We start from the raw sequence: 21,380 nt of genomic DNA on the forward strand, positions 1-21,380 counted from the left end.
CTCTCGGGCTATTCGGCAGTATGAGGCTTTTGTGCCCACACATGAATATAGCGCCCAAGAGAAAGATAAGGCTCCGTGCGGCATAACTGTTGCTCTAGTGCCAACACATCTTCTGGTCCATACTCGCCCATGTATTGTTGGTTTCCGATATAGTCGTTAAAGCATCGGATACCTGATTTACCACAAATATCGAAGCCTGCAGATTCTATCCATTGATAGACCTCTTCCGGCAATAAGCCACCTTGAGGTTGCAATTTAAAGCGCTTGCGATGTGGCATTCCCTGCAAAATGTGGGGAATATTACCACAAGTTACATTTTTCAAAACTAAACCGTGGTGATTATAAAACATCACTGAAATGATGCCGCCCGGTTTTACCTTTTCAAGTAGGCTTGCTAATACTTGTTGCGGATTTTCCAACCATTCCATAACGGCATGAAATAACACCAAATCCGATTGCTCACTTAAGTGCTCATCGAGGTGTTGAATAGCGGAATGAACAAAACGAAACTGCGAAGATAAACCATTATTTTCAATGCCTTGCTGAGCTAATGCTAACATTTCGTTGGAAATATCACACAGTGTCACTTGGTGTCCAAGCTGAGCAATTTTTTGCGACATTTGAGCTAATCCACCTCCGGCATCGAGCACAGACAGGGCTTTTTTTTGCTGTTGTAAACGGCCTAAAGCTTGCTCAATATCTTGCCAAAGGATCACTTGGCGAATATCACCTTTGTCTGAACCATAGATGTTTTTGGCGAATTTATGCGCGATATCATCGAAATTTCGATCATTGTCCATTTTTTTTCGTTTAAGATAACTGAATTTTGCGTGTATTCTGTCACAGCAATTACAGGAATAAAGCAATTACTCCGTTTTACCTGCTGAATGATGAATTTTTGGGCTATTTAAAATGTTTGAACTAAAAAAATTAATTGGGGCTCTGATCATGCCTTTGCCGGCCTTGCTGATTATAGGTTTTATTGGCTTATTTCTGATTATGTTCACCTACAAACGCGGCTTAGGGTGTTTATTCACTTTTGTTTCTTTAATGGGGATCTTTCTATTTTCATTCCAACCCATTTCGACTTCATTATTGAAACCGACCGAACGTGCTTACAAAGCTTTTGTACCCGTAGACGGCACCATTGATTATGTCATGGTATTGGGAAGTGGCCATATTGTTGATAATGATATTCCAGCGACGTCGGAACTGTCTCGCAATGGCTTGATGCGTCTTGCTGAAGGTATTCGTATTTTACACCTCTACCCTGGCGCAAAGTTGATTTTGTCTGGTTATGATGGCGGCACATCCGTCAGCAACGCACGAATGATGGCCAATGTTGCCGTTTCATTAGGGGTAGCTAAATCCGATATTATTCTTTTAGAAAGTGCTCAAGATACTTGGGATGAAGCGCATCAAGCGGCAGGTTTTGTTGCTGAAAAGCGAATGGTACTAGTCACTTCTGCCAGTCATATGAAACGCGCAATCGGCGAGTTTAAAAAAGCAGGACTTGAACCGATCCCTGCGCCAACCAACTACTTAGCCTTTGATGATATTAAGCAGCCATGGGAGAAGTATTCTCCACAAGCGAAATATCTAGAGCAAAGTGAGCGTTATTGGTATGAGCAACTGGGTCGTTGGTGGTCATCTTTACGCGATACCCTGACCAACCAGAAAAACGCTGGTACCGCTACAACGTTAGAGTAACGAGATGATACGCGAGCAATCGATAACGTTACCACTAACGTGCGATGTTTGTTTAGTCATAAAAATGCCATATCTGATTGTCAGACATAACATTTAGGACTAAAATCGTAACTCATATATCCAAGTATAGAATACAGAATAAAATTAAGTCGCTGATTAATGGCGGCTTTTATCTTTTTGGTTACTTACCTAATTAGAATAAATCCGGCGAAGGCGTCGGCATAAAGGAAATTCACTATGGCTACAATCAAAGATGTCGCACGTATTGCAGGTGTTTCCACCACTACTGTGTCACATGTCATCAATAAGACTCGCTTTGTCGCTGAAGCAACTCAAGAAAAAGTCATGGCCGCAGTGAAAGAACTGAATTATGCCCCAAGTGCCGTTGCCCGTAGTCTTAAATGTAATACCACTAGCACCATTGGTATGTTGGTAACACAGTCTACTAACCCATTCTTTGCCGAAGTAGTCGATGGCGTAGAAAGTTACTGTTACCGAAAAGGTTACACGCTAATCCTTTGTAATACTGGCGGTCGTGCTGACAAACAACGCGATTATATCCGCATGCTAGCTGGCAAACGTGTTGATGGCCTTTTAGTGATGTGTTCAGACTTAGATGCTGATCTACAAGAGATGTTAGACGGTCACCCAGACATTCCTAAAGTGGTCATGGATTGGGGCCCAGAAAGCTCTCAAGCCGATAAGATCATCGATAACTCTGAAGAAGGTGGTTACTTAGCTACTCGCTTCTTGATTGATAAGGGGCACACGGATATTGCTTGTCTAAGTGGTCATTTCGAGAAAGTCGCCTGTAAAGAACGCATCGCAGGCTGTAAACGCGCATTAGCGGAAGACGGTTTAACGCTTCCAGAAGAATGGTTACTTGAAGGTAACTTTGAGTGTGATACTGCGGTGATTGCTGCAGATAAGATTCTTGCGATGGATAAAAAACCAACCGCAATTTTCTGCTTTAACGATATTATGGCTCTTGGCTTAATGAGTCGCTTACAAGAAAAAGGCATGAAAGTACCGGAAGATATCTCAGTGATTGGTTACGATAACATTGATATTTCACCTTACTTCTCACCACCTTTGACGACGGTTCACCAGCCAAAACGTCGTTTAGGTAAGAATGCGGTAGAGATTTTACTAGAGCGTATTAAAGATAAAAATCACGCTAAGCAAACATTTGAGATGTTCCCGGAGATTCTAGAACGTTCTTCGGTAAAAACACTGAAATAGTAGTACTCTTAATCGAATGACGGATAAAAAACCAACGCTGATGTCGTTGGTTTTTTTATTGAAATTTTTTAAGCTGATCATCTGTCTATATTGATATACCCAAGTAGATTGGATATATACCTCCTGATTTTTGTATAAGGATATGCATGAAACGTCTGTTACTTAGCTTCATTTTACTCACTCTTCCACTGCTTTCTTCTGCTAAAGATGGCTCTATTAGCCAGTTGGATTGGCAACAAGTTGAGCAGCAAGCAAAAGGACAAGATGTCTATTTTAATTCTTGGGGCGGCAGCCAAGAGATTAATGACTACCTCCGTTGGGTGGCAAAGCAAGTAAAACAAAAATATGGCGTTGAACTTCACCACGTTAAAGTCACCGACATATCCGAAACGACTACTCGCCTACTCGCTGAAAAAACTGCCGGAAAACATTCTGGAGGTAGTGTCGATATGGTTTGGATTAATGGTGAAAATTTCAAATCAATGAAGAATAGCCAATTACTCTACGGCCCTTTTGCTTCAAGCCTACCAAATTGGCAAAAAGTCGATTCTAGTCTCCCTGTCACTAATGATTTCTCTGAACCAACGGAAGGGTTGGAAGCCCCTTGGGGAGTTGGTCAATTAGTCTATATTCATGATCAGAAAAAATTGCCAACGCCACCACAATCAGCAAAACAATTATTCGATTATGCTAAAGCTCATCCAGGACGTATCACCTACCCTAAGCCACCTCAGTTTCATGGCACCAGTTTTTTAAAAGCCTTACTTATCGAACTCTCCGATGAAAAGATCGCGCTATCTAAGCCAGTTGATGAAAAGTCATTTACTCAAGTAACTAAACCTTTGTGGGATTACTTAGATGCGATTCAACCTTACTTATGGCAACAAGGCCGTCAATTTCCAACCACTCAGCCTGAAATGCTACAACTGCTCGATGATGATCAAATAGATATTGCGATTACCTTTAATCCAAATGAAGTTTTTTCTGCCCAAGCAAGCGGCAAATTAGCACCAAGCACTCAAAGCTACGCATGGCAAAATGGCGCACTGTCTAACATTCATTTCCTCGCCATCCCATGGAATGCCAATGCAAAAGAAGGCGCACTGGTTGTAATTAACTTCCTACTCAGCCCACAGGCGCAATCACGTAAAGGCGATATTAATGTCTGGGGCGATCCATCGGTATTACGAGCCAAATACTTAGCCGGTAGCGCTCAGAAAACCAGGCTATTCCCCTCAATTGAAGAGCCACACCCTAGCTGGCAAACCGCCCTAGAGCAGGCTTGGATTGAGCGATATAGCCGATAACAGCGAATTAAGGGAACTCATGCAAAGCAAGCAAAGACGTATGCTAAGCATCGGTTATTTACTGGTGATTTTGATCTGCTTTTTCCCTCTCCTTCCGGGGGTTTTAGGCATGGTGATCCCAGCTTTTGGCATTATTCCACCGCTTGATCTGAATATATTCACTTTGGATGGATTCATGTCAGCCATCAGTTGGCCGGGGGTTGAGCGTTCGCTTCTGCAAACTACGATGACAGCGGTCGTTAGTACCGTCATTGCTGTCATCATGACCTTTGCCATTTTACAAGCCTATTGGGGAAGTCGTTCATGGCAGAGAATTGAGAAATTGTTATCTCCTCTCCTCGCGCTACCACATGTCGCTTTTGCGGTGGGTTTTCTATTCTTATTCTCTGATACTGGTTGGCTCGCCCGTCTTCTCAGCTTTATGGTTAGCGATACCTTAAGTTTCCCTCATGTATGGTTTACTTGGATTTACTCTCTACAAGATAATATTGGTATTAGCTTAGCCCTTGCTCTGGCAATTAAAGAAACACCTTTTTTGTTATTAATGAGTGTTGCGATACTGAACAACTTAAAAGTCGAACAAACACTGCAAGTCACGCAAGGCTTAGGATACTCCGTAGCTCAAGCATGGTGGAAAGCTATTTTCCCCCAATGGTTGCACCACATGCGCTTTCCTCTATTCGCCATCATGGCTTATTCCTGCTCGGTAGTTGATGTTAGTTTGATTTTAGGCCCCACTCACCCTCCGACATTTGCGGTATTAGTATGGCAATGGTTTAACGATCCAGATTTATCTCAACTCCCAAGAGCGGCAGCTGGCGCATTTTTAATGTTTGTTTTGTGTTCTGTTTTAATTGGCTTAATTTGGCTAACAGAGCGTTTAGTACTAGGGAGATTTCGATCTTGGTTAACCTCTGGCCGAAATTCTTCCTTGGCAGTAAAACCTTATTTCTTCCACCTGATCGCCTGCATTAGTTTATTGACCATTCCGGTGATGATCATTTGGACGTTTGCACTCCGCTGGTCATACCCAAATCTACTACCTACCTTTTGGAGTATTCGATTTTGGTTAAATGAATGGCCCTATATTCAAGACACCATTTTAACCAGCGTCTGGCTGGCCTTATTCAGCGCAGGGGCGGCTTTGATTCTTGCACTGATTGCTCATGAGTATCGCCATCACTTTCGCTACCATATTCCGATGTATGTGATTGCCTTACCTATGTTGATCCCTCAACTCTCTTTACTTTTTGGTCTGCAAATCACTAGCCTTTGGATTAATCAGCAATATTATTGGTTGTGGGTAATATGGGCGCATACTTTTTTTGTTTTTCCTTATGTCTACCTATCCTTAGATGGGCCATGGAAAAGCTACCCTAGCCGACTATCTCAAACTGCGGTAAGTCTCGGCGTTTCACCACTAAAGGTCTTCTTCACAATAAAGTTACGTACACTAGCCAGTGGAATATTATTTGCTTGGGCGATGGGAATGAGCGTAAGTTTAGCGCAATATTTACCAACGTTAATGCTAGGCTCAGGAAGAGTCGTCACATTGACGACCGAAGCCGTTGCGTTATCCAGTGGCCATGATCGAAGAGTGGTTGCACTTTATGCATTATGGCAGGCAATATTGCCCTTTGTTTTTTTCAGCTTAGCGCTTATCGGTAACCGCATTTTTCAGCACCGAAGTAAAGTTACTTATAAGCAGGAGTCACCTTCATTATGAGTTTGTCATTAGAGCAGCTATCCATTTACTATCGAGCACTCAAAGCAACTAATTCGGGAAAAACGCCACTGGTTAACAACCTCAATTTAAGCATTGCTCCCGGAGAAATAGTCACCTTAATGGGCCCAAGTGGTTGTGGTAAATCAACATTACTTAATGTGATTGCTGGGCACTTTAGCCAAGAATTTTGCTATGACGGCAAAGTAATATTAAATAAACAAGAGATTCAGACTAACGATCCTCACAAACGTTCTATCGGCATCTTATTTCAAGATGACTTACTATTTCCACATTTGAACATTTGGGAAAATATTGCATTTGCTTTGCCAAATAATATCAAAGCGAAAGAAAGAAAATTAGAGGCTTTAGCGGCCTTAGATAACGTCGGGTTGACTGATATCGCCTACTCTATGCCACATCAAATTTCAGGTGGGCAAAGAGCCCGAGTCAGCCTGATTAGGATGCTCAGCGCACAGCCTAAGGCAGTTTTACTAGACGAACCATTTAGTAAATTGGATCCCGAGCTACGGGTTAACTTTAGAGATTGGGTGTTTAAACAATTAGCGGCGGCTCAAGTTCCAACGTTAATGGTTACGCATGATAAAGCAGATGCTCCTCTCGACGGCAAAATTATACATTGGGAGCAATTTAGCACGGAGAATGCCAATGCTTGATAGGTATGTTATCCCACTAATAAAACGCCCATTAGACGCCTTAGCAAAGCAATGTGTTCAACGCCATATCAAAGCTGACCACATCACTCTGGCAAGCTTTCTGATTGGTCTATTCGCCATCCCCGCATTATGGGGTGAGCATTACCTTTTGGCTTTATTATTCATCGTATTGAATCGCATTGGTGATGGTCTTGATGGTGCGATTGCGAGGCAGACACAAACCTCTGACGCCGGTGGTTTTCTTGATATTTGCTTGGATTTTATTTTTTACGCTCTGATCCCATTTGGTTTTCTCCTCTCTAATCCAGAACAAAACGCACTTTGGGCTGCACTATTAATTGTCAGCTTCGTGGGCACTGGTAGTAGCTTCTTAGCGTTTGCTTCTATTGCAGGCAAGAGAAATATCACCAATCCGGTTTATCAAAACAAATCTTTATATTACATGTCAGGCATTGCGGAAGGGACTGAGACCATAGGTTTCTTTATCGCCTTTTGTCTCTGGCCTGCTCTTTTCCCACAACTTGCTGCCATCTTTGCAGCGCTATGCTTTATCACCACAATCAATAGAATTTGGGCGGGTTATCGCACCATTCAATCATCAGAAACTCAGCAGCATCAAGAGGATAATTTATGAAAATATTCAGTGCGGGTAACCCTGTTGAAGCTCATATTGTTTGCGAGTTACTCAAGAGCCATCGAATAGAGGCCAAAGTGCATTCTGGTGAGATTTTCAGTTTAAAGGGAGAAGTTCCTTTAACCAATGATACTGATCCCTATGTGTGGTTACTTGACGAACGGGATGAAGAAAGAGCCAAGCAATTAATAGCGGATTACGAAAAAGAAGAGTTGAGACCTAATTGGGATTGCCAGCAATGCGGAGAAAGTATTGAAGCTCAATTTGCAGTGTGTTGGAATTGTGGTCAAGCGAATCCATCACAAGATCAAACAGCATAACCACTGAAATTAGTTAAACTTGCCAGTTTAATATTGGCTGTTTTGCTGAATGAAAGCTAAAGAGTGTTGATTAAACTCTACCGGTTTTTCAACATTACAAACATGCCCACAACCTGGGATCTCAAGTAAACGGCTAAATTGATGCTGCTTAACCATCTCTTTCACTGGGCGGATAAACATGTAGTCCATCTCTCCCATTAGATACAGAGTTGGGATCGGTAGCTCACGGTCTCTGAAATAACGCATCATAGGATTAACATCAACCGATAACTTAAACCAGCGTTTGAACTCTTTCTGACAAAGCTTTTTGGCTTCTCGGATAAATAGATGACGGGATTCTTTTTGTCCGCGCTGCGGCATAATAATGTAAGCAAATAACTTATATAGCCACATATAAGGAATAATATTTTTGCTCCAATACCCCACCTTAACCAAAAGTTGTGAACGGACATCAAGTCGTGTAACCGCTCCACCAAGCACCATACTTTGGACTTTCTCTGGCGCCATTTCAGCTAGATTTCGCACTAAGATAGTCCCTAGAGACATTCCAATAAAATGCGCTTTTTCAATATTGAGGTGCTCTAACACATGAAGAATATCCGTTGTCACATCTTGGAATGAGTAGTGCTTTGAAATGATATTCTTGAGTAATTGATTTGAACGCCCATGCCCTCTTAAATCAATCAAGAGTAAATTGTAATGCTGACGGTAGTCTTTAATTTGTTTGAACCATAGAGACGAGCTGCCGCCAGCACCATGAACGAATACAACCCATTCTTGGCTCGTTGGATGCAAATATGTTTTATGAAACAAAAGCTCTTTTGTCATAATAAAATACTACGTCTTATGGTTAAAATTTATTGGTTGATTATACCACATCAAAGCCTCTCTCTACGTTTTTTTACTAAAGTCTATTATGTGAATTTATATTACAAAAAGCACTTTACCTCATGTTAGCTTGAGGTTTTATCTTGGTCTTAAATTAATTCAGCAAGCCATCAATCAAAGGAATGTGTATGTACTTAGAACATGTCAATTTAGTCGTTAGTGATGTTCCCGCCATGATTCACTTTTATCAAACTGCGTTTCCTCATTGGACAATCCGTAGCGAAGGTGATGATGAATGGCATGGAAAGCCAAGACACTGGTTACATCTAGGCGATGATTATCAATATCTCGCCATCAGTAATCATGGTGAAGGGCAAAACCGAGATCTCGATGGTTACCAGGTAGGATTAGCACACTTTGCTTATTCGGTAGATAACATAGATAGCATAGTAGAAAGGTTAGTCAGTAACGGATACCAAATAGCGAAACCTGGAGCAGAGAATCCATTTAGGAAAAACGTCTACTTCGTCGACCCTGCAGGGTTTGAAGTTGAGTTTGTTGAATACCTAACCGATATTCCAAGTGAGCGAAATAACGATTTATAAACCAACAAAAAAGCCAGTGTCAAAATGAGCACTGGCTTTTGTGTTTTATACCCTAATCACTTAGGTATATACGAAACTGGGATATATACGAAAATGAGCTATTTGCGTGAATAAGTCCGTTTACGCGTTCAAAGAAGCGTTGATATCTATTAACACTTGGTTTGGCTCTTCTGCTTGAGTAATTGGACGGCCAATAACTAAGTAATCGGAACCTGCAGTCATTGCTTCAGCTGGCGTCATGATGCGGCGCTGATCGCCTGCAGCACTGCCTACTGGGCGGATGCCTGGTGTCACCAATTTAAACTCTTGACCTAGTTCAGCCTTTAACATCGAAGATTCATGAGCAGAGCATACAACGCCATCTAAACCACTTTGCTGAGTTAGCTTAGCAAGACGTTTCACTTGCTCTTGCGGAGCCACATCCAGCCCAATACCAGCGAGATCCGATTGTTCCATACTGGTTAGTACTGTTACCCCAATCAATAACGGGCGATCTTTACCATAAGGTTCAAGGATTTCGCGTGATGCCGACATCATACGCTCACCACCACTGGCGTGAACATTGACCATCCAAATGCCCATTTCTGCCGCTGCTTTAACCGCTTTCGAACAAGTATTCGGAATATCATGAAATTTAAGGTCTAGAAAAACCGAGAAGCCACGTTTGTGTAATTCACGAACAAAGTCAGGGCCAAATAGAGTAAACATTTCTTTACCGACTTTTAAGCGGCATTGGGTAGGATCAATATTATCCACGAAAGCTAATGCATCATTTTGATTTTCATAATCTAAGGCAACAATCACTTTTGGATCTAACATTGGTCTTCCTCTATAAATAAAATATTAGTGGCTCGTGGGAAAATCATGAATGAAAATGTCTAGATTTCCATCATTATTCACCATCTAAACCGCGGATTGGTTTAATGGTTCCCCACCCTTTACAGGATGGGCAATGCCAATAGATAGAATGCGTAGAAAAGCCACACTGGCGACATTTATAATGAGGCTTAGCTTTCATTTGCACCCCTACCATCTCTTGTAAAGTCGTCAAGCTGTCCTTGCCGCGGCCCTCTTCAGCTTCGGCAATGTGGTAATCAATCAGTCGATAGAACCCTTTCATCGTTGGGTTCTTTATCAATTGCTGGGTTAACAAGGTTTGAGCAGCGGCAATACCCTCATGCTGAGCGACCATTTGAGCAAGCATTAACTCGGCAGATACCCCAGCTTTCTTAGCGATGCACTTTTTCAAGAACTCTAACATTCCTGACTCTTGACCGATTTGGTAATAACAATCCGCCAAGGTTGGGAGAATTTCAGAGATGTAATCAATGTCTTGCTCAATAACTTGCTCTAGGCATTGAATCGTTTGCTTATAGTTATCCGACTCAAGATAAATATTCCCTAAAGCGATATTGGCGCGAACACATTTAGGATCTTCAGTTAGTGCACGCTTAAAGTAGAGAATCGCTTTTGATGTATTGGTTAAACTCAATTCATGCATCGCGATTTCACACCAATAATGAGCAATGTCACGACGCATTTTCTTACGCCCCATTGAAACTAAATCATCGCCATATTTAATCGCTTTATTCCATTCACGAGTTTGCTGGTAGATCGTGACAAGTTGCTGAAGGGCTTGTTCTCTATGTTCAGGCTCTTCAATCAATTGCTCAAAGATTTTCTCTGCACGGTCAAAAAAGCCCGACACCATGTAATCTTTCGCTAGCTGCTGCAGAGCAAGATTTTTTTGGTCAACCGTAAGACCTTCACGAGAAATTAAATTTTGGTGTATACGAATTGCCCTATCCACTTCACCACGAGAGCGAAACAGATTACCCAAGGCTAAGTGAGTATCAATCGTTTCATCATCTACTTGCAGTAATTCGATAAAGTGATCAACGGCTTTATCTGATTGTTCAGACAATAGGAGGTTTAGACCTCTGACATACTGCCGAGAGATCTGATGTGATTGTTCTTGCTTATCATGTCGAGCACTACGATTACCCATATACCAGCCATAAGCAGCGGCGATGGGTAATAGCAGAAAGAGTAGCTCTAGCATTAACGAATAAACCTAGCCTTTAATTTCAGGAAGTTGCTCTGATGGCTTTGCAGAAGATGCCTGTGCTTTATTCAGTTGTTTGCGTAAACGAAGCACAGTGAGTTTTGATTTCAAGTATAAGCTACCAAAAATCAACCAAGCAATGGCAAAAGCAACCACAAAAACAATGCCGAGTAACAAAGAGAGCGGCAGTTCGTTTTGAGCAATGAGATAATTAAATGTCACTGTTTCTTGATTCTGTGCGCCTAACGCTAAAGCAATCAGAAAAAGTGCGATAACCAGTATGATTTTTATAATTTTCATAATTACCACCTTTCCATACAGCGAAACGATTCTTTGATTATGCAGTAAATTTGCCTGACACTCCATGCCAATTAATTGAAAGATGGAAATATTCTTAATTAAATAGCCAGTCGTTTGAATTTTACCCATAAAAAAAGCGGCAATCTAACGAATGCCGCTTTTTTTGAATTCTAATCATGTAACTTCATGACATCACACTTACGCGATGCTGCTATTTACACGCTCACGTAGCTCTTTTCCTGGTTTAAAGTGAGGAACGTATTTACCTTCCAATTCCACTTTTTCACCTGATTTAGGATTACGACCAATACGCGGTTCACGATAATGTAGAGAAAAACTGCCGAAACCACGAATTTCAATACGATCGCCGTCTTCCAATTTAGAAGCCATATGTTCAAGGATATCTTTTACCGCATCCTCTACTTCTTTTGCTGATAAATGGGTTTGCTGAGCACAAAGTCTTTCAATTAATTCTGACTTAGTCATAGGTGATTCCCTCACTTTTCTCTTTCTTATCGAAAAAAGGGAGCCCTTTCAGGCCCCCTTCTATAGGCAAAAATTATTCGCCTTTAGCAGCCTTGAATGCGTCAGCCATAGCATTACCAAACGCAGCTTCATCAGCTTTGTTTAGAGTAGCCATTGCTTCTTGCTCTTCAGCTTCATCTTTAGCTTTGATAGATAGGTTGATTACGCGATTCTTACGGTCTACACCAGTAAATTTCGCTTCAACGCTGTCACCAACACTGAATACTAGAGATGCGTCTTCGATACGGTCACGTGCTGCTTCAGAAGCACGGATGTAACCTTCAACACCTTCTTGTAATTCAATTGTAGCACCTTTCGCGTCAACTGCAGTTACAGTACCGTTTACAAGAGTACCTTTCTTGTTGTCAGCAACGTAGCTGTTGAACGGGTCGTTTTCCATTTGCTTAACGCCAAGAGAAATACGCTCACGATCAGCGTCTACTGCTAGAACAACTGCAGAGATTTCGTCGCCTTTCTTGTAGTCACGAACCGCTTCTTCACCTTGAGCATTCCAAGAAATGTCAGATAGGTGAACTAGACCGTCGATACCACCGTCAAGACCGATGAAGATACCAAAGTCAGTGATAGACTTGATCTTACCAGTAACTTTGTCGCCTTTAGCTTGCGCTTCAGCGAAAGTCTGCCAAGGGTTAGCTTTACATTGTTTTAGGCCTAGAGAGATACGACGACGTTCTTCGTCGATATCAAGAACCATAACTTCAACTTCATCACCAACGTTAACAACTTTAGATGGGTGGATGTTTTTGTTAGTCCAATCCATTTCTGAAACGTGTACTAGACCTTCAACGCCTTCTTCGATTTCTACGAAGCAGCCGTAATCAGTTAGGTTAGTTACACGACCAGTTAGTTTGTGACCTTCTGGGTAACGCTTAGCGATTGCTACCCATGGATCTTCGCCAAGTTGCTTAAGACCTAGAGAAACACGAGTGCGCTCACGGTCAAACTTAAGAACTTTAACTAGGATTTCGTCACCAACGTTTACGATTTCAGATGGGTGCTTAACACGCTTCCAAGCCATATCTGTGATGTGAAGTAGGCCGTCTACACCGCCAAGGTCAACGAATGCACCGTAGTCAGTAAGGTTCTTAACGATACCTTTAACTTCAGTACCTTCTTGTAGAGTTTCAAGAAGTTCGTCACGCTCAACACTGTTTTCTGATTCGATAACAGCACGACGAGAAACAACAACGTTGTTACGTTTCTGATCAAGCTTGATTACTTTGAACTCTAGCTCTTTGTTTTCTAGGTGAGCAGTGTCACGAATTGGACGTACGTCTACTAGAGAACCAGGTAAGAATGCACGGATACCGTTTAGTTCAACAGTGAAACCGCCTTTAACTTTACCGTTGATGATACCAACAACAGTTTCAGCTTCTTCACATGCTTTCTCAAGTACGATCCAAGCTTCGTGGCGCTTAGCTTTCTCACGAGAAAGTTGAGTTTCACCGAAGCCATCTTCTACCGCGTCAAGTGCTACATCTACTTCAGCACCAACTTCAACTTCAAGTTCGCCAGCAGCGTTCTTGAATTGTTCAGCTGGAATAGCAGATTCAGATTTTAGGCCTGCGTCAACAAGAACGAAACCGTTCTCGATAGCAACAACAGTACCTTTAACAATAGTACCTGGGCGGAATTCTAGTTCGTTTAGCGACTCTTCAAAGAGTTGAGCAAAAGATTCAGTCATTATAATATGATCTTCATTTAATTAAACGTCCATGGGTATCCTACCGCATGGGGTTGATAAATTAGCCAGTCATCATCCTTGCGACCGACAGTCCTTATCACTAAATAGCGATGTTTTTAAAAACCAGAAGCCCTAAAAACAAACACTTACTTAGTGAGTTTAGATTCTATAAATTTTAGCGCGACATCTACCACTTCTTCAATAGAAAGTAATGTAGAATCAATCACTAATGCGTCATCAGCTGGACGTAAAGGAGCAACAGCACGGTTGCGGTCACGATCGTCACGTTCCTGAATATCGCATAAAAGTTGGTCGAATTTACCACTTAAGCCCTTTAGTTGCAACTGGTTCAAACGGCGTTGTGTTCTTTCTTCGGCACTTGCATCTAAGAAAATTTTCGCTTCTGCATTCGGGAAAACAACTGTTCCCATATCTCGACCATCCGCAACTAAGCCAGGTTCCGCACTAAATGCGCGTTGGCGGCGTAGTAATGCTTCACGTACTCTAGGTAAAGAAGCGACTTTTGAGGCAGCAGTGCCCGCTTCTTCTTTACGTAATTCTTTCGATACGTCTTCGCCCTCTAAAATGACTCTCACCAAGTCACCTTCCGCAATAAATTGCACATCAAGGTGATTAGCTAATGGTACTAGTGCATCTTCTGATTCTGTATCCACACCATGATGAAGAGCGGCTAAAGCCAATACACGATAGATTGCGCCTGAATCAAGTAGATGATAATTCAACTTATCCGCAAGCATCATACACAAGGTACCTTTACCTGCGCCGCTTGGTCCATCTACGGTGATAACCGGGCTTTGAGATGACATACATTTTCTCCGGGATCTATGTGAGCAAGCACTGCTCAAGAAACATGACGTATTTTAAGCGCAAAATTATAGCGAAAATAGGCCGTCTATGCATGGATTATTAGTCAATATATCCAATAATAGTGAAAGGAGCTGATATTTTATCCCAACACAAAAAAGCCCCACGCTAAGTGAGGCTGAATTATGTTTAATTTTAGACCAACTGACTTAATTCGCTAAACTTTGTAAAGTAATCAGGGAAAGTCTTTGAGGTACAGTTTGGATCGTTAATCGTCACTGCAGTATCACTTAGTGCCACCAGTGAAAAGCACATTGCCATGCGATGATCATCATAAGTATCTATAGCAGCATGCTTTAGCTGTGTCGGAGGTGTGATGGTAATATAGTCATGACCTTCCTCTACTTCTGCGCCAACTTTTCTTAATTCCGTTGCCATCGCAGATAAACGGTCAGTTTCTTTTACTCGCCAATTATATACGTTACGAATCGAGGTAGTGCCTTTGGCGAATAGCGCCGCCGTTGCAATAGTCATCGCCGCATCTGGAATATGGTTAAAATCCATATCGATCGCATTCAATTGCCCTTTTCGGCAAAGAACATAATCCTCGCCCCATTCAATTTCTGCGCCCATTTTTTCCAGTGCGTCTGCAAATTGGATATCACCTTGAATACTGTTTTTACCAATACCGGTTACTTTCATTTCTCCACCTTTAATTGCAGCTGCAGCGAGAAAGTAAGAAGCTGAAGACGCATCACCTTCAACCAAGAATTGACCTGGGCTTTGATAAGTTTGGCCGGCAAGAATGGTAAATGTTTGGTAATTATCATTGATAACATTAACGCCAAACTTAGCCATGATGTCTAAGGTAATATCAATATATGGCTTAGAAACCAATTCGCCTTCAATGTGAATGGTAATATCACCCTCAGCAAGCGGCGCAGACATGAGGAAAGCGGTTAGAAATTGGCTTGAGATAGAACCATCAATTGTCACTGAACCAGACTTCAATCCTGTACCGGTTATTTTGATTGGTGGATAATTTTCATTTTCTAAATACTCAATCGACGCTCCAGCTTGCTGCAGGGCATCAACTAAATGACCAATTGGGCGCTCTTTCATCCGTGGTTCACCGGTTAATACAAACTCCCCTTTTCCAAGGCACAATGCTGCTGCGAGAGGTCGCATTGCTGTACCTGCATTACCGAGAAATAATTCAAGTGACGTATCTATGCCCAAAGCGTCTATATCAAAAGCGCCACCGATACCTTGCACTTCACATACAGTTTTATCTTCAGATAATTGGAATGCTACGCCTAGCTTGGTCAGAGCGTTCAACATGTGTCGAATATCATCACTATCTAAAAGATTGGTTAAGCGCGTCGTGCCAGTCGCCAAAGCGGCCAATAATAAAGCCCGGTTTGAAACACTTTTTGACCCCGGAAGGTTAATTTCGCCGGAGATTTTCGAGATAGGTTGAAGAGTAAGGCTTTCCATTGGTTTTCATATTCCTTGCTATAAGCTATTAATGCATTTGAGATTAACGAAAAACAAGATTTAGTGCTAGTGTAAATCTTGCTATCATCTCAAGAGTTGATTAATAAACAGAATACTTGCCGTGACTATCTACTTACCTTGCTTAGATGACTATAAAGAAACATTTCCTGATGTAGAATCTGCACTCACGGAGCCAGATGGATTGTTAGCTTTCGGCGGCGATCTCAGTCCAGAGAGAATTATCAACGCATACAAACATGGCATATTTCCTTGGTTTTCAGATCAAGACCCCATTCTGTGGTGGAGCCCTGCTACTAGAGCAGTGATCAAGCCTGACCAATTTTCTCCATCTAAAAGCCTAAGAAAGCATCTTCGTCGTAATCATTTAACCGTCACTTTAAACCAAGCAACCGAACAAGTAATTACACTGTGTGCCAGCACTCGCCCTATCGAAGAAACCTGGATCACTCAAGAGATGATTAATGCTTATATTGCATTAGCCAAACTAGGTCATTGTCATTCTGTTGAGGTTTGGCGTGATGGCTCTCTGATTGGCGGCTTATATGGCATTAAATTAGGCCAACTATTTTGTGGTGAATCGATGTTTTCACTTGAAAGCAATGCATCTAAAGTTGCCTTCTGGTATCTATGTAATCACTTTGCTCATGTTGGAGGTCAACTGATCGACTGTCAGATCATGAATCCTCACTTAGAAAAACTGGGCGTCAACGAAGTCCCACGCTCTGACTTCATATCGCTAATGAAGCAATTACAAAGTAAGCCAATCAATAGCGACTTTACGCCATGTACACTTAAGCACACCGAAGGATAAACGGATGGAATCAAACCAAATCAAAATCGGCCTAACTCCTTCTAGCCAATGTAGCTATTTAGAAAATCAGCAAGAGCGTGTCGCAATTATTTTAGATGAAGAGTTACATACACCTAGTCAATATGAAGTCTTTCTTGCTAATGGCTTTCGTCGCAGTGGTAATATGATCTATCGACCTCATTGCGATGCTTGTCAGGCTTGCCAGCCTATTCGAGTCTCAATCCCTGATATTAAATATTCAAAGAGCCAGCGACGATTACTGAATAAAGCTGATCAACTTTCATGGCAATTAAAGCCACAACTAGATGATAATTGGTTTGATTTATATGAGCGGTATATTGAAGCGAGACACCAAAATGGCAGCATGTACCCTGCCAATAAAGACGTTTTTGAAAGCTTTATTCTCGCAGATTGGATGCAGCCTCAATTCTTACATGTTTATGAGAACGATAAGCTCATCGCAGTAGCGGTGACAGATTGCCTACCTAGTTCCCTAAGTGCATTTTATACCTTTTATGAACCTGAACACCCATTATCGCTAGGCACTCTTTGTGTGCTATTGCAGTTGAAGCAATGTGAAAAAATGCATAAACAATGGCTTTATTTGGGTTATCAAATTGATGATTGCCCGGCGATGAATTACAAAGTTCGCTTTCAACGTCATCAAAAGCTAGTAAATCAGCGTTGGCAAGGGTAGAATACGCAACAACTTTAAACTCCTGCATATATTTATTCATTGTTGGAGCATTATTACCCCTAAATTGACTGCTCAATCTAGCGGTTAAGAATAAGCCAAATTTCGGTAAGAGGATTAAATGGCAAAAGAAGACGTAATCGAGATGCAAGGCACTGTCCTTGACACATTACCAAACACTATGTTCCGCGTAGAATTAGAAAATGGTCACGTAGTAACGGCACACATTTCTGGCAAAATGCGTAAAAACTACATCCGTATCCTAACGGGTGATAAAGTGACTGTAGAAATGACTCCATACGATTTATCTAAAGGCCGTATCGTCTTCCGCGCACGTTAATCAATTAAATATTTAAATGGCTGCAACGTCCATTTGAATCTAATTTCAAAACCGAGGCTTAGGCTTCGGTTTTTTTATACCTTCAGTTTCCCTTTCAGAACAGGAGCCACAAAAAAGCCCCTACCTTTTCAGGTAAGAGCTTTCAACGTCACTCATATGTTCAAGCAGTCATCTCATACGAGATTAATGAACAGCTTCTTCTTGATTTAAGTAAGTGAATTCCAGTTCTTCACCATTGCGATTTAGCGTAACTTTTACTGTCCCGCCATCAACTAAAGAGCCAAACAACAATTCATTTGCCAGTGGTTTTTTCAATTTGTCCTGAATGACACGTCCCATAGGTCTTGCTCCCATGGTTTTATCGTAGCCTTTTTTGGCTAACCAATGACGAGCTTCTTCCGACACTTCCATTGAAACTCCACGGCCATCAAGTTGCGCTTGTAATTCAACAATAAACTTATCCACCACCTGATGAATCATCTCTTCACTTAAGCTATTAAACCAAATGATATTATCCAAACGGTTTCTGAACTCTGGCGTAAAGACTTTCTTGATTTCAGCCATCGCATCATGGCTATTATCTTGCTGAATCAAGCCCATAGATTGTTTCTCTGTCTCTTGAACACCCGCATTGGTTGTCATTACCAAGATAACATTTCTGAAATCAGCCTTACGACCATTGTTATCGGTCAGTGTACCGTTATCCATCACTTGCAATAACAAGTTGAAGATATCGCCATGCGCTTTTTCAATTTCATCAAGTAAGACAACTGAATGAGGATGTTTAATCACCGCATCCGTCAACAGGCCACCTTGGTCATAACCAACATAACCCGGAGGCGCACCGATCAAACGGCTAACAGAATGACGTTCACCGTACTCCGACATATCAAAGCGTAGTAGTTCAACCCCAAGTAGCTTAGATAATTGCACCGTTACTTCCGTTTTACCGACCCCTGTTGGGCCTGCAAATAAGAAAGATCCAACCGGTTTATTATCCTGGCCTAAACCAGCGCGAGTTAACTTAATCGCCTCACATAACACTTCAATCGCTGGATCTTGTCCAAATACCAATAGCTTCAGTCGGCTATCTAGGCGCGACAGTACTTCTTTGTCTGAAGAAGAGACTGATTTTTCGGGGATCCGAGCAATCTTGGCTACAATAGCTTCAATATCTGCAACATTAACGGTTTTCTTACGTTTACTCACAGGCGCTAGTCGACAATGTGCACCCGCTTCATCAATAACATCAATTGCTTTATCCGGCAGATGACGTTCATTAATATATTTAGCAGAAAGCTCCACAGCAGCACGTAACGCTTTATTGCTAAAACGAACCTGATGATGCTCTTCATATTTGCTCTTAAGGCCGATAAGAATTTTCGTCGTATCGTCAATGGAAGGCTCTAAGATATCAATTTTTTGGAAACGTCGAGCCAGCGCTCGCTCTTTCTCAAAAATACTGCTGTATTCCTGATAAGTTGTTGAACCAATGCAGCGTAATTTACCGTTACTTAGTAATGGTTTAATAAGGTTAGCTGCATCGACCTGCCCACCAGAAGCAGCTCCTGCGCCGATAATGGTATGAATTTCATCAATAAAGAGAATGGTATCTTTCTCTTTTTCCAGTTGCTTCAAAATAGTCTTAAAACGTTTTTCAAAGTCACCGCGATATTTAGTACCCGCTAATAACGAACCGATATCCAATGAGTAAATGACACTGTCTTTAATAACATCGGGTACGTTACCTTCAACAATACGCCACGCTAACCCTTCCGCTATTGCCGTTTTACCGACACCCGCTTCACCGACGAGTAATGGGTTATTCTTACGACGGCGACATAACACTTGGATTGTGCGCTCAAGTTCAACATCACGACCAATCAAAGGGTCGATGTGTCCTTTTTTGGCAACTTCATTTAGGTTTGTAGCAAAGCTATCTAGACGCTCTTCCGAACCATTTTCTTGCGGCTGGTCACCGGTAATATCACTTTGACTACCATCAGCATCATCACCTGATTTACGGATGCCATGCGAAATAAAATTAACGATATCAAGTCGGCTGACATCATTTTTCTTTAGAAGGTAGGCGGCGTGTGATTCTTGCTCACTAAAGATCGCGACAAGTACGTTAGCCCCAGCGACTTCACTGCGGCCAGAAGATTGAACATGGAATACCGCGCGTTGCAGTACTCGTTGAAAGCTTAATGTTGGCTGAGTTTCACGCTCTTCATCAACGGTTGGGATCAAAGGGGTCGTTTGCTCAATAAAAGCATCGAGTTCTTGACGTAATGTATCAATGTCTGCTTGGCAAGCCGATAGAGCCTCATGAGCAGAATCATTATCAAGCAGCGCTAATAAAAGGTGCTCAACAGTCATAAACTCATGACGCTTCTCTCTGGCACGCATAAATGCGCTATTCAAGCTCATTTCCAGTTCTTTATTTAGCATAGCTACCTCCCCAAAGAACAATTACTATGTTCATATCCAGCTAAAGCCTAAGTCATCTAGGTGATACCAATCAAAATAAAAGGCACTACACCTGTTCCATAGTACACAACAAAGGATGTTCATTTTCACGAGCATACATAGTGACTTGCATCACTTTTGTTTCAGCAACTTCAGCCGTGAATGTGCCGCAACTTGCTTTTCCCTCAAAATGCACTTTTAACATTACTTGGGTCGCACTCTCCAAATCCATAGAGAAAAAACGACTTAGTATTTCAATTACAAAATCCATCGGGGTGTAATCATCATTATTAAGTATCACATGATACATCGCCGGTGGCTTCAATTTGGTCTTCTCATCTTCCAGAAGATCGATATCTGGTGAAGTCCATTGGTATTGCTTATTCATGTTTAATTCTACTTTATGACCAACATTGATAGAAAACAAACCTATCAACCTGCCTTCTTATTTAGAGACTAATCCACCAATTGTATCCCTGCAAATAAAAGATTGCTATTCCGTTACACTCGCAGACTAACAGCTTAAAAAGGAAGCAATCTAGTCTCAAACTACCATTAAACGATGTAAATGAGAAAACTCAAGGTTAAGCAAAAGTTAAACTCACATCGCTATTTTTGTTATTTGACCGATAATTATCACTAACAACTATTGACTGTTAGCCATGATTGTCTAAATTGTGTTCTGAGAGTGGTTAAAAAACTAACCGTTATATCGTTAAAAAGCATGAGGGATGTAAAGCATGGCTACAGGTACCGTTAAATGGTTTAACAATGCCAAAGGATTTGGTTTCATTTGTCCAGAAGGAGAAGAAGGAGATATTTTCGCTCACTACTCGACAATTCAAATGGATGGGTATAGAACGTTAAAAGCAGGACAACAAGTATCCTACGAAGTTGAAAAAGGTCCTAAAGGCTCTCATGCTAGCCTTGTCATGCCACTAGAAGGCGATCAAAGTAAATAATCCAATCAAAGATAACTAGGTAACATACCTTTTCAAAGACTTTTTGGTTATCTATAAAGCCATACAAATGATCTTATAAATTTGTATGGCTTTTGTGTGTCACTCACTCCCCTCTAAATC

23 protein-coding genes are annotated in these 21,380 nt (G+C 41.6%); 12 read left to right on the forward strand and 11 right to left on the reverse strand.

Annotated elements, in window-relative coordinates:
* Nucleotides 1-8: 8 nt before the first annotated feature.
* On the reverse strand, nt 9-800 hold the full coding sequence (gene cmoM / locus K358_RS0106760) for a tRNA uridine 5-oxyacetic acid(34) methyltransferase CmoM (protein ID WP_027696107.1): 792 nt from the start codon (nt 798-800) through the stop codon (nt 9-11).
* Between the two features lie 112 nt (nt 801-912).
* Between cmoM and elyC the strand changes: the two genes are divergently transcribed.
* The 7 genes from elyC (at nt 913) to K358_RS0106795 (ending at nt 7,613) form a co-directional block, all read left to right on the forward strand.
* Nucleotides 913-1,710, forward strand: a complete 798-nt coding sequence (elyC, locus tag K358_RS0106765; RefSeq protein ID WP_027696108.1) for an envelope biogenesis factor ElyC — start codon at nt 913-915, stop codon at nt 1,708-1,710.
* Nucleotides 1,711-1,947: 237 nt separating this feature from the next.
* A complete protein-coding gene (locus K358_RS0106770; protein ID WP_027696109.1) occupies nt 1,948-2,952 on the forward strand; it encodes a substrate-binding domain-containing protein in 1,005 nt (334 codons plus the stop codon).
* A 146-nt stretch (nt 2,953-3,098) separates the two neighbouring features.
* Nucleotides 3,099-4,259: an ABC transporter substrate-binding protein gene (locus K358_RS0106775; RefSeq protein WP_027696110.1), complete on the forward strand. Its 1,161-nt coding sequence runs from the start codon at nt 3,099-3,101 to the stop codon at nt 4,257-4,259.
* A gap of 40 nt (nt 4,260-4,299) precedes the next feature.
* Nucleotides 4,300-5,985, forward strand: a complete 1,686-nt coding sequence (locus K358_RS0106780; RefSeq protein ID WP_027696111.1) for an ABC transporter permease — start codon at nt 4,300-4,302, stop codon at nt 5,983-5,985.
* Nucleotides 5,982-6,659: an ATP-binding cassette domain-containing protein gene (locus K358_RS0106785; RefSeq protein WP_027696112.1), complete on the forward strand. Its 678-nt coding sequence runs from the start codon at nt 5,982-5,984 to the stop codon at nt 6,657-6,659. The genes K358_RS0106780 and K358_RS0106785 overlap by 4 nt, the downstream gene beginning before the upstream one ends.
* Nucleotides 6,652-7,293, forward strand: a complete 642-nt coding sequence (locus K358_RS0106790) for a CDP-alcohol phosphatidyltransferase family protein (protein WP_027696113.1) — start codon at nt 6,652-6,654, stop codon at nt 7,291-7,293. The genes K358_RS0106785 and K358_RS0106790 overlap by 8 nt, the downstream gene beginning before the upstream one ends.
* Nucleotides 7,290-7,613 (forward strand): putative signal transducing protein, encoded by a 324-nt coding sequence (locus K358_RS0106795; protein WP_027696114.1) that lies wholly within the window; start codon nt 7,290-7,292, stop codon nt 7,611-7,613. Before K358_RS0106790 ends, K358_RS0106795 begins: the two co-directional genes overlap by 4 nt.
* Nucleotides 7,614-7,640: 27 nt before the next feature.
* Here K358_RS0106795 and K358_RS0106800 read toward each other — a convergent pair whose 3' ends face one another.
* The gene (locus tag K358_RS0106800) at nt 7,641-8,441 is read right to left on the reverse strand and encodes an alpha/beta fold hydrolase (protein ID WP_027696115.1); all 801 of its coding nucleotides are present in this window, start codon (nt 8,439-8,441) and stop codon (nt 7,641-7,643) included.
* Nucleotides 8,442-8,629: 188 nt separating this feature from the next.
* Between K358_RS0106800 and K358_RS0106805 the strand changes: the two genes are divergently transcribed.
* Entirely contained in the window at nt 8,630-9,046 is a 417-nt protein-coding gene (locus K358_RS0106805) for a VOC family protein (RefSeq protein ID WP_027696116.1), read from the forward strand.
* A gap of 120 nt (nt 9,047-9,166) precedes the next feature.
* Here K358_RS0106805 and pyrF read toward each other — a convergent pair whose 3' ends face one another.
* The 7 genes from pyrF to aroA all read right to left on the reverse strand — a co-directional run bounded on the left by pyrF (nt 9,167) and on the right by aroA (nt 15,963).
* Complete coding sequence (pyrF, locus tag K358_RS0106810; RefSeq protein ID WP_027696117.1) at nt 9,167-9,865, reverse strand: orotidine-5'-phosphate decarboxylase; 699 nt, start codon at nt 9,863-9,865, stop codon at nt 9,167-9,169.
* A gap of 73 nt (nt 9,866-9,938) precedes the next feature.
* Entirely contained in the window at nt 9,939-11,108 is a 1,170-nt protein-coding gene (gene lapB / locus K358_RS0106815) for a lipopolysaccharide assembly protein LapB (RefSeq protein WP_027696118.1), read from the reverse strand.
* Between the two features lie 12 nt (nt 11,109-11,120).
* Entirely contained in the window at nt 11,121-11,411 is a 291-nt protein-coding gene (locus tag K358_RS0106820) for a LapA family protein (RefSeq protein ID WP_027696119.1), read from the reverse strand.
* A gap of 198 nt (nt 11,412-11,609) precedes the next feature.
* The gene (gene ihfB / locus K358_RS0106825) at nt 11,610-11,912 is read right to left on the reverse strand and encodes an integration host factor subunit beta (RefSeq protein ID WP_280456399.1); all 303 of its coding nucleotides are present in this window, start codon (nt 11,910-11,912) and stop codon (nt 11,610-11,612) included.
* Nucleotides 11,913-11,970: 58 nt separating this feature from the next.
* Nucleotides 11,971-13,641: a 30S ribosomal protein S1 gene (gene rpsA, locus K358_RS0106830; RefSeq protein ID WP_027696121.1), complete on the reverse strand. Its 1,671-nt coding sequence runs from the start codon at nt 13,639-13,641 to the stop codon at nt 11,971-11,973.
* A 146-nt stretch (nt 13,642-13,787) separates the two neighbouring features.
* On the reverse strand, nt 13,788-14,468 hold the full coding sequence (gene cmk / locus K358_RS0106835) for a (d)CMP kinase (RefSeq protein WP_027696122.1): 681 nt from the start codon (nt 14,466-14,468) through the stop codon (nt 13,788-13,790).
* Between the two features lie 193 nt (nt 14,469-14,661).
* The gene (gene aroA, locus K358_RS0106840) at nt 14,662-15,963 is read right to left on the reverse strand and encodes a 3-phosphoshikimate 1-carboxyvinyltransferase (protein ID WP_027696123.1); all 1,302 of its coding nucleotides are present in this window, start codon (nt 15,961-15,963) and stop codon (nt 14,662-14,664) included.
* Between the two features lie 121 nt (nt 15,964-16,084).
* Here aroA and aat point away from each other — a divergent pair, with 121 nt between their 5' ends.
* The 3 genes from aat (at nt 16,085) to infA (ending at nt 17,829) form a co-directional block, all read left to right on the forward strand.
* The gene (gene aat / locus K358_RS0106845; protein WP_027696124.1) at nt 16,085-16,795 is read left to right on the forward strand and encodes a leucyl/phenylalanyl-tRNA--protein transferase; all 711 of its coding nucleotides are present in this window, start codon (nt 16,085-16,087) and stop codon (nt 16,793-16,795) included.
* A gap of 4 nt (nt 16,796-16,799) precedes the next feature.
* Nucleotides 16,800-17,492 (forward strand): arginyltransferase, encoded by a 693-nt coding sequence (locus K358_RS0106850; protein WP_027696125.1) that lies wholly within the window; start codon nt 16,800-16,802, stop codon nt 17,490-17,492.
* A gap of 118 nt (nt 17,493-17,610) precedes the next feature.
* The gene (gene infA / locus K358_RS0106855; RefSeq protein ID WP_001040192.1) at nt 17,611-17,829 is read left to right on the forward strand and encodes a translation initiation factor IF-1; all 219 of its coding nucleotides are present in this window, start codon (nt 17,611-17,613) and stop codon (nt 17,827-17,829) included.
* 183 nt (nt 17,830-18,012) lie between these two features.
* Here the strand turns inward: infA and clpA are convergent, their stop codons facing one another.
* Complete coding sequence (gene clpA / locus K358_RS0106860; protein ID WP_027696126.1) at nt 18,013-20,280, reverse strand: ATP-dependent Clp protease ATP-binding subunit ClpA; 2,268 nt, start codon at nt 20,278-20,280, stop codon at nt 18,013-18,015.
* A gap of 85 nt (nt 20,281-20,365) precedes the next feature.
* A complete protein-coding gene (gene clpS, locus K358_RS0106865; protein WP_027696127.1) occupies nt 20,366-20,686 on the reverse strand; it encodes an ATP-dependent Clp protease adapter ClpS in 321 nt (106 codons plus the stop codon).
* 352 nt (nt 20,687-21,038) lie between these two features.
* On the opposite strand from clpS, the gene cspD reads away from it, so the two are divergent.
* The gene (cspD, locus tag K358_RS0106870) at nt 21,039-21,260 is read left to right on the forward strand and encodes a cold shock domain-containing protein CspD (protein WP_027696128.1); all 222 of its coding nucleotides are present in this window, start codon (nt 21,039-21,041) and stop codon (nt 21,258-21,260) included.
* Nucleotides 21,261-21,380: the final 120 nt, after the last annotated feature.

This window comes from Vibrio litoralis DSM 17657 (genome assembly GCF_000426765.1).
Classification (GTDB): Bacteria; Pseudomonadota; Gammaproteobacteria; order Enterobacterales; family Vibrionaceae; genus Vibrio; species Vibrio litoralis.

Bases quoted from the DNA above. Each gene is read 5' to 3' on its own strand.
- pyrF (WP_027696117.1), bottom strand. From the start codon at position 9,865: ATGTTAGATCCAAAAGTGATTGTTGCCTTAGATTATGAAAATCAAAAT.
- clpA (WP_027696126.1), bottom strand. From the start codon at position 20,280: ATGCTAAATAAAGAACTGGAAATGAGCTTGAATAGCGCATTTATGCGT.
- K358_RS0106770 (WP_027696109.1), top strand. From the start codon at position 1,948: ATGGCTACAATCAAAGATGTCGCACGTATTGCAGGTGTTTCCACCACT.
- aroA (WP_027696123.1), bottom strand. From the start codon at position 15,963: ATGGAAAGCCTTACTCTTCAACCTATCTCGAAAATCTCCGGCGAAATT.
- K358_RS0106775 (WP_027696110.1), top strand. From the start codon at position 3,099: ATGAAACGTCTGTTACTTAGCTTCATTTTACTCACTCTTCCACTGCTT.
- K358_RS0106850 (WP_027696125.1), top strand. From the start codon at position 16,800: ATGGAATCAAACCAAATCAAAATCGGCCTAACTCCTTCTAGCCAATGT.
- cmoM (WP_027696107.1), bottom strand. From the start codon at position 800: ATGGACAATGATCGAAATTTCGATGATATCGCGCATAAATTCGCCAAA.
- cmk (WP_027696122.1), bottom strand. From the start codon at position 14,468: ATGTCATCTCAAAGCCCGGTTATCACCGTAGATGGACCAAGCGGCGCA.
- cspD (WP_027696128.1), top strand. From the start codon at position 21,039: ATGGCTACAGGTACCGTTAAATGGTTTAACAATGCCAAAGGATTTGGT.
- K358_RS0106820 (WP_027696119.1), bottom strand. From the start codon at position 11,411: ATGAAAATTATAAAAATCATACTGGTTATCGCACTTTTTCTGATTGCT.
- infA (WP_001040192.1), top strand. From the start codon at position 17,611: ATGGCAAAAGAAGACGTAATCGAGATGCAAGGCACTGTCCTTGACACA.
- elyC (WP_027696108.1), top strand. From the start codon at position 913: ATGTTTGAACTAAAAAAATTAATTGGGGCTCTGATCATGCCTTTGCCG.
- K358_RS0106790 (WP_027696113.1), top strand. From the start codon at position 6,652: ATGCTTGATAGGTATGTTATCCCACTAATAAAACGCCCATTAGACGCC.
- K358_RS0106800 (WP_027696115.1), bottom strand. From the start codon at position 8,441: ATGACAAAAGAGCTTTTGTTTCATAAAACATATTTGCATCCAACGAGC.
- rpsA (WP_027696121.1), bottom strand. From the start codon at position 13,641: ATGACTGAATCTTTTGCTCAACTCTTTGAAGAGTCGCTAAACGAACTA.
- lapB (WP_027696118.1), bottom strand. From the start codon at position 11,108: ATGCTAGAGCTACTCTTTCTGCTATTACCCATCGCCGCTGCTTATGGC.
- clpS (WP_027696127.1), bottom strand. From the start codon at position 20,686: ATGAATAAGCAATACCAATGGACTTCACCAGATATCGATCTTCTGGAA.
- K358_RS0106805 (WP_027696116.1), top strand. From the start codon at position 8,630: ATGTACTTAGAACATGTCAATTTAGTCGTTAGTGATGTTCCCGCCATG.
- K358_RS0106785 (WP_027696112.1), top strand. From the start codon at position 5,982: ATGAGTTTGTCATTAGAGCAGCTATCCATTTACTATCGAGCACTCAAA.
- K358_RS0106780 (WP_027696111.1), top strand. From the start codon at position 4,300: ATGCTAAGCATCGGTTATTTACTGGTGATTTTGATCTGCTTTTTCCCT.
- K358_RS0106795 (WP_027696114.1), top strand. From the start codon at position 7,290: ATGAAAATATTCAGTGCGGGTAACCCTGTTGAAGCTCATATTGTTTGC.